This is a genomic window from Streptomyces sp. SID3343, assembly GCF_009865215.1.
In the GTDB taxonomy this organism is placed as follows: Bacteria; Actinomycetota; Actinomycetes; order Streptomycetales; family Streptomycetaceae; genus Embleya.
In genome coordinates this window covers 1-6,890 of record NZ_WWJX01000185.1, presented here as the reverse complement: position 1 = coordinate 6,890, position 6,890 = coordinate 1, and the positions used below count along the sequence as shown (strand labels likewise).

At 70.4% G+C, this 6,890-nt stretch carries 7 protein-coding genes; 1 reads left to right on the top strand and 6 read right to left on the bottom strand.

Going from position 1 to position 6,890, the window contains the following annotated elements; all coding sequences use genetic code 11:
* Positions 1 to 377: 377 nt before the first annotated feature.
* Together GT354_RS07000 and GT354_RS06995 are read right to left on the bottom strand one after the other, a co-directional pair.
* A complete protein-coding gene (locus tag GT354_RS07000) occupies positions 378 to 956 on the bottom strand; it encodes a Clp protease N-terminal domain-containing protein (RefSeq protein ID WP_161355364.1) in 579 nt (192 codons plus the stop codon).
* Positions 956 to 1,165: a helix-turn-helix domain-containing protein gene (locus GT354_RS06995; protein ID WP_161355363.1), complete on the bottom strand. Its 210-nt coding sequence runs from the start codon at positions 1,163 to 1,165 to the stop codon at positions 956 to 958. Before GT354_RS06995 ends, GT354_RS07000 begins: the two co-directional genes overlap by 1 nt.
* A 222-nt stretch (positions 1,166 to 1,387) precedes the next feature.
* On the opposite strand from GT354_RS06995, the gene GT354_RS52480 reads away from it, so the two are divergent.
* Positions 1,388 to 1,957, top strand: a complete 570-nt coding sequence (locus tag GT354_RS52480; RefSeq protein WP_202511589.1) for a hypothetical protein — start codon at positions 1,388 to 1,390, stop codon at positions 1,955 to 1,957.
* Positions 1,958 to 2,005: 48 nt separating this feature from the next.
* On the opposite strand, the gene GT354_RS06985 is transcribed toward GT354_RS52480, so the two are convergent.
* The 4 genes from GT354_RS06985 to GT354_RS06970 form a co-directional block, all read right to left on the bottom strand.
* Positions 2,006 to 2,800, bottom strand: coding sequence for an SDR family oxidoreductase (locus GT354_RS06985; protein ID WP_161355361.1), 795 nt, complete (start codon positions 2,798 to 2,800; stop codon positions 2,006 to 2,008).
* 229 nt (positions 2,801 to 3,029) lie between these two features.
* Positions 3,030 to 3,785 carry a class I SAM-dependent methyltransferase gene (locus GT354_RS06980; RefSeq protein WP_161355359.1) on the bottom strand — a complete coding sequence of 252 codons (756 nt, stop codon included), beginning with the start codon at positions 3,783 to 3,785 and terminating at the stop codon, positions 3,030 to 3,032.
* A 54-nt stretch (positions 3,786 to 3,839) separates the two neighbouring features.
* Positions 3,840 to 4,712, bottom strand: coding sequence for a carbon-nitrogen hydrolase family protein (locus GT354_RS06975; RefSeq protein WP_161355357.1), 873 nt, complete (start codon positions 4,710 to 4,712; stop codon positions 3,840 to 3,842).
* A 105-nt stretch (positions 4,713 to 4,817) separates the two neighbouring features.
* Positions 4,818 to 6,323: an APC family permease gene (locus tag GT354_RS06970; protein ID WP_161355355.1), complete on the bottom strand. Its 1,506-nt coding sequence runs from the start codon at positions 6,321 to 6,323 to the stop codon at positions 4,818 to 4,820.
* Between the last annotated feature and the right edge of the window lie 567 nt (positions 6,324 to 6,890).

Genomic DNA, 6,890 nt, shown 5'->3' with positions numbered 1-6,890 from the left:
GTGGTCGGGGCGTTGGGGGCCCGGGGGCGGTGCGCGGCGGTGGGGCGCGGTTGTTGGGGGCGCGGTCGTTGGGAGCGCGGTCGTTGGGGGCGGGTGTAGTGAGGCGGCCGTGGAGACGCGGTTGTTCGGGGGCGTGGTGGGGTGGTTGGGGCTGGTTGTTCGAGGCGTCGGCTGCGGCAGCCGAGACTCGGCGCGTCGGCGCGGCCGAGGAAGGCCGGAGGGCGGTAAGGCGCACCCTGGGCGGCGGCCGGGGCGGGGTGGCGACACGGCGCACCCGAACGACCACCGGAGCGGGGTGGCGGTACGACGCACCCGAACGACCACCGGGGCTGGTAGCGACACGACGCACCCGCGCGGGCGGCCGGTCCCGTCCGGGCTCAGCTCGCCTTGGCTTGCGGGGGCGTGGCGAGCGCGCGCAGTACGGCCATGGTGGTGACCCCGTGGTCGGCGAGGACGTCGGCCACCACGCCGGGCCGGGCCGTGAGCGCGAGCAGGATGTGCTCGTCGCCGATGTGCTTGTCGCCGCGGGCCAGGGCTTGGCGCAGCGACTGTTCGAGGACCTGTTTGGCCCCGTCCGTGAAGGGCGTGTGGGTGAGACGCGTGCCGAACGGCCACAGCCGCCTGCGCCGGCCGGGAACCGCCAACGCGCCCTCGCCGTGCGTCTGTTCGACCCGCGAGACGATCTCGCCCACGTCGATCCCGAGTCCGGCGAGGGCCTCGGCGTCGGAGCGGGAGATCCCGCCCCGCCGACGAGCCTCGGCGAGTGAACGTTCGATCTCGTCGCGACCGGCGGCGATCCCGATCGCGGCGAGGGCCATGGCCGCCTGGGTGCCCTGCGCGTCGAGCAGCGCCGCGAGCATGTACTCCTCCCCTACATCGGCCTCCCCGGCCTGATCGGCCCGCTCCGCGGCCCCCCTCACGACATCGCGCGCCGGGCTCGTGAACTTTTCGAACATCAGTTCCTCCCGTGCTTCTTGTGGACCGCCTGGCGACTCACGCCCAGTTCGGCGGCGATCTCCTGCCACGACCAGCCCTGCACCCGCGCACTGCGCACTTGCACGGCTTCGAGCTGTTCGAGCAATCGTCGAAGTGCGGCGACGGCCCGCAGGCCGACCCGAGGATCGCGATCCCCCGCACGAGTGGCGAGGTCGGTGGCTTCCGTCATGCCCGTCAATCTACGTTGACATCCGACAGACGTCAACCTTGATTGACACGCTTCCCAACGGCCCGTGCACGACCACGATTGCGGAGGGAGCTGCGTAGCGAGAACGACTGGGGGCAGGCGCCATGAAGTACCGATTCGACACGTGGACGCCGCAGTCCGCTCTCCGTCGCCGACCGCCGCCGTACGGAGTCGTCGAAGTCCCTCCACCGGAAGGCATCGGCCATGGCCAAGAACTCTGCTCGGACCGGCAAGAAGGCAGCCTCGGCTGCGGGCAAGACCGTCAAGAGCGACAAGGCGACCAAGCAAGAGAAGGCGGCAGCGGCGAGCGCACTGTCCCAGGCGCCCGAAAGCACCGGGCAGACCGGCAGGAAGGCCGCTTCCGCCGCGGGCAAGACCGTGGCCGGCAAGGAGGCCACGAAGGCGGAGAAGTCCGCTGCGGGCAGCGCGTTGTCCCAGACCGCCGCGACCGGCGGAAAGGCGGCCGGCGGTAGTACGGGGAAGGCATCCGGCAAGGCCGGCGGAAAGGCTTCCGGCAAGACGGGTACCAAGGATTCCGCCAAGACCGGCCCGAAGGCTTCGAGCAAGACCGGCCCGAAAACCTCGAGCAAATCCGGCCCGAAGGCTTCGAGTAAATCCGGCACCGGAGCCGGTGGCAAGGCTTCGAAGAAGAGCGGCCCGAAGGCTTCCGCCAAGGCGGCTCTCTCCGCCGCCGCCAAGACGCTCACCGACAAGAAGGCCGCCAAGGCGGAGAAGTCCGCTGCCGCCAAGACCCTGGCGCGCGCCGGCAAGTAGTGACCGGCCGGCCTCGGTTCGCCACGGCTGAGCGGCGCGCGCGAGACGTCACGGCACGATGGAGTCCACGTACCCACCGTCGACGCGAATCGCGCCGCCCGTGGTGGCCGACGCGAGCGGCGAAGCGAGGTAGACGACCATGTTGGCGATCTCCTCCGGCTCGATCAGGCGTTGGATCAGCGACTGCGGGCGGTGCAGCCTCATGAACTCGCGCTGCGCCCGCTCCCACGACAGGTCGCGGTCCACCAGTTCGTAGACGAAGTCCTCGACGCCGCCGGTATGCGTGGGCCCGGCGATCACCGAGTTGACCGTGACACCGCTCCCGGCCGCCTCCTTCGCGAACCCGCGCGACACGGCGAGCAGCGCGGTCTTGGACATCCCGTAGTGGATCATCTCGGCCGGGACGACGAACGCCGAGTCGCTCGCGATGTTCAAGACCCGCCCCCACCCGCCTTCGCGCATCCTCGGCAGATACCCGCGCGTCATCCGTACCGCCGTGAGCACATTCACCTCGAAGTACCGACGCCATTCGTCGTCGTCGATCTCCAGGGCCGGCCGCGCGCCGAAGATGCCGAGGTTGTTCACGAGTACGTCCACGTCCGGCACCGCGTCCAGGACCTGCCGCGTGCCGGCGTCGGTGGCGATGTCGCCCGGCGCGGCCACGAACTCGGCGTCCGCCACCTCGCCGCGCAGCCGCTCCAGCGCCGCGTCGACCGACTCCCTGCTGCGCCCGTTGACGGCGACGCGCGCGCCCGCCCGGCCCAGACCGGTCGCGATGGCCGCCCCGATGCCCTGGGTCGAGCCGGTGACCAAGGCGGTCTTCCCGGTGAGATCGATGCGCACTAGATCACGCCTTTCCATCGGGCGCCGGCCTCGCCCGCACCCGCCGAGTGGGTCGTGTCAGTAGATCATCCGGGCCCGAAAATCCCGGGACCCACGACCCGTGCGAGTCGTCCCCACACGCGACAAGGCACACAGCCCACGGCCCGTAACTCTCAGCCGAAGCACTCAAGCACTCAAGCGCTCCGGCGCTCCGGCGCTCCGGCGCTCAAGCGCCCGAGCGCTCAAGCACTCAAGCGCTTCGGCGACGCAGGAACAGACTCGTCGTGAACGGGATTTCGACGTCGTCACCGGCAAAGTGCAGAGCCAACACCGCCCCGATCGCCGCCCGCGTCTCGGCCTCGCCAAGCTTGCGCACGACGGCGTTCGTCTTGCTGGACGACAGCGCCGTACCGACGAACTCGTCGCGGGTCTGTCGGCGGCTCCACCCGAACCGGTAGTCGTCGCCCATCCCGAACGCCGCGTCCAACTCGTCCGACACCGGGAAGTGGCGGTAGTCGCGCGAGTAGTCGTCGTTGTGCCGCTCCAGCAGATCCTCGTACGCCTGCAGAAACGAACTCGCCGCCGTGTCACGGTCGTTGACCAGAACCGCAATCACCCCACCGGGCCGCAGCACCCGCGTCGCCTCGGCATAGAACGCCGGCCGGTCGAACCAGTGCAGCGCCTGCGCGGTCAACACCAGCGACGCGCTCCCGTCGGCAAAGGGCAGTGCCTCGGCCGGCGCGGCCACGTAACGCACGTCGCCGGCCACGTTCTCCGCCTGCGCCCGCATGCCCTCTCCCGGCTCGACTCCGACCACATCGGGCCCCGCCCCGAACGTGGCCCGCAGGGCACGCGTCGCAATCCCGGTACCGGCCCCGACATCGACCAACAGTTCGACATCCGGCCCGACGTACCCGCGCAGCGTCTCCCACGCCGCCTGCGGATAGTCGGGCCGGAACCGCTGGTACCCCTCGGCCAAGTCGTCGAACGCGCGCGTGTCACCCATGCCGGCCATCGTGACACGGCGCCGCCGCACACCGGAGTACGACCGGCCGATCCCCTATGCGCGCGTGGCCCATTCGGGCGCGACCATACCCCCACCGCCGTAGGCCGGCAGGCGAAGGTTGGCACCGTCCTTGGCGATCTGGGCCCACGGCCGATTGAGGCCGGCCGTGCCGTACGTCCTCACCCGCGTGACCGCGTCCAGGTCGAGCGCGTCGACCAGTACCTCCTCGCCGCCGCCGGCTTGCTGGCGCACCATCCCCTCGGGGTCGACGATCAGGCTCTCGCCGACGCCGGCCGGGTCGGCGATGTTGAGGTTGACGACGTAGACCTGGTTGCTGAAGGCGTTGGCCCGCGCGCAGACGCGCTCCATCTCGCGGTCGCGGGTGGTGGTCAGTACCGGCTGGAGCACCACCTCGGCGCCCATCCACGCCAACTGCCGCACCGTTTCCGGGAAGGAGCCGTCGTAGCAGATCGCGAGGCCGACCCGGCCGACGTCGGGGATGTCGAACACCTCGAAGCACGTGCCGGGTTCGGCGTCCTCGTAGGGCTGCCAGGTGAAGACCTTGCGATACTTCGCGACCACCTCGCCGGTGGGCGAGACGGCGATCGCGGTGTTGAAGATCCGCCCGTTGTCGTCCCGTTCGAAGAACGACCCCGGTACCAACCAAAGGCCGGTCTCGCGCGCCAAGTCGCACACCCGGCGCACGGTCGGGCCGTCGATCGGCTCGGCGGTATCGGTCATCCACGACGCAGGCGACTCCAGCATCGGCGCGGGGGCGGCGAGCAACAGCTCGGGCGCCAGCACGAGTTGTACGTGCGGGAAGAGGCCGCGGACGGCCCGTACCTGGTCCGCGAAGCGCAGCCAGGTGGCGTCGACGTCGAGCGGTACGGCCGCGGTCTGGATCGCGGCGATGTTCAGGATGCGCATGGGGTTCCCTGGTGAGTGAGGCTTTTGCGGGGAGGGGGTGAGTCGGGGACGGTGCGTCGGTGGGCCGGCGGGGCGGCGGGGCGGTGCCGGGGCGGCCGTCGGGCGTCAGCCCGCGAGCGCGTCGTCGGTCACCGTGACCCGGACGACATCCTCGCGGCCGTGCGCGAAGAACCGTCGGGCGCGTGGTCGATAGGCGAGCATCACCACGACTCCGAGCAGGATCGACCCGATCCCGAGCAGGAACACCCCGCCGACGCCGAACAGCGAGGTGTTCCCGTAGTCCGGCTGCCACATGTCGTAGGCGCTGCGCCCGAAGGCGGCCAGCATCATGCTCGCGCCGATCGCCGGCAACAGACCCTTGAGCCACAGATCACGCGGCCCGTTGCGCAGGTCGCGCCGGAAGTACCAGACACACGCGAAGCCGGTGATCGCGTAGTAGAAGGCGATCAGCAGCCCGATACAGCCGATCGCGTCACCCAGGAAGTCCCCGGACAACGCGGACAGCGCCACCAGTCCGAGCGCCGCCGCCACGCCGAAGAACGCCGTCCCGAACCCGGGGGTGGCGAAGCGCGGGTGGATCCGCCCGAATCGCTCGGGCGCCGCCCCGTGGGTGGCCATCGACAGGGTCGCGCGAGACGTGGAGACCCCGCACGTGAGCAGCGCGGCGATCGCCGAGATCGCCACGGACAGCTTGAGCAGGGCGGCCGTCGCCGACCCGACCAACCCCGGCGCAAGGGTCGCGACCACGTCGGCGGCGTTGTCCTCGTTGCCCAGACCGAGCGCGTCGGTGCCCACGCCGGCGTACGAGATCGCGGCGTACGCGGTGAACAGGTAGGTCGCGAGCAGCACGACGGTCGAGATCACGGCGGCCTTGCCGGGCGTGTTGGCGCTGTCCTTGGTCTCCTCGTTGACGGTGATCAGGGCGTCCCAGCCCCAATAGATGTACAGGCAGAGCAGCACGCCCTGCGCGAACACACCCCAACTGTCGAATCCGAACGGATTCAGCCACGACAGCGAGGGCGTCATCGCCCCGGCCGCCTCGCCGTGCTGCGCGAACGCGGCGATCCCGAAGGTCAGCAGCGCGACGAGCTGCAGGCCCAGGAGCAGGTACTGCGCGCTCGCGGCGATGGAGATCCCGCGATAGGCGACGAACGTGACGAGGGCAAGGATGAGGACGCCGGTCAGGGCCACCGCCCACGTCTGGTCGGTGAGCGAGTCGAGGCCGACCACATCGAGCAGGTAAGCCGAGGCCACCTGCGCGAGCGCGGTCATCGCGATGACCGTACAGATCTGCACGACCCAGCCGCCGGACAGCCACCCGAGGTAGGGGCTGAACGCGCGGGTCCCCCACACGAACGTCGTGCCGCAGTCCGGCATCGACCGATTGAGCTCACGAAACGCGAACGCGGTGAGCAGGATCGGTACGAACCCGACCAGGAGGGCGGCGGGAGCGAGATCGCCGGCGACGAGCGTCACGAAGCCGAGGGTCACGGCGATGCTGTAGGCCGGCGCCACGGACGCGAGACCGAGCGCAACGGTACCGAGCAGCCCGACCGACCCCTGCCGCAAACCCTTGTCGGACGATGCCGGGGACGCCTCGGTGGTGCTCATGCGTACTCCAGGTGCGGTGATCCGTTTCTTTGAACGCACATTCAAATAACTCGCACGGTCAAGGTCAAGAGCCGCTTTCCGGACGGGCGAGCCACGGAGCGTAATAACCTGAAGATCCTTCAAAGAACCCGCACCAGACGAACCACCAGCAAGCCGCAAACCCCGAGCCGCACCCGGCCCGACCGACAGCGATGCGAACGCAGGCGCGCCACTCGCCCCGCACCGAACCACGCCCAAACCCGAATAGCGCAAAAAGGACAGCCGGCCGCGACCGAGACAGGGACCTGTGGGGGCGGCGGGCGGGCAGGCCCCTGCCACGGGGCGAACGGCGTGAACGGCGCGAAGGCGGCAACCGCGCAGAACCCAGCCACGACCGCGACCGGTACGAGGGAACGACCGGCCGGGGCCAAGCCCCGGGTCCGCGCCAAGCCCAGCCGTCAGGCGCGGGGCCAGACGGCGCCACCGACTCCATACCCGGGCGCGCCGAGCCACGCCGAGCCAAGGCACACCGAGCCGAGCCGACGCTCGCCCAACAGCCACCGGCCCAAGACACCAAGGCCGCTCGGG

What these genes read in the sequence shown, in the direction of transcription:
- GT354_RS52480 (WP_202511589.1), top strand. Translation starts at nt 1,388, where the DNA reads ATGGCCAAGAACTCTGCTCGGACCGGCAAGAAGGCAGCCTCGGCTGCG.
- GT354_RS06975 (WP_161355357.1), bottom strand. Translation starts at nt 4,712, where the DNA reads ATGCGCATCCTGAACATCGCCGCGATCCAGACCGCGGCCGTACCGCTC.
- GT354_RS06995 (WP_161355363.1), bottom strand. Translation starts at nt 1,165, where the DNA reads ATGACGGAAGCCACCGACCTCGCCACTCGTGCGGGGGATCGCGATCCT.
- GT354_RS07000 (WP_161355364.1), bottom strand. Translation starts at nt 956, where the DNA reads ATGTTCGAAAAGTTCACGAGCCCGGCGCGCGATGTCGTGAGGGGGGCC.
- GT354_RS06970 (WP_161355355.1), bottom strand. Translation starts at nt 6,323, where the DNA reads ATGAGCACCACCGAGGCGTCCCCGGCATCGTCCGACAAGGGTTTGCGG.
- GT354_RS06980 (WP_161355359.1), bottom strand. Translation starts at nt 3,785, where the DNA reads ATGGGTGACACGCGCGCGTTCGACGACTTGGCCGAGGGGTACCAGCGG.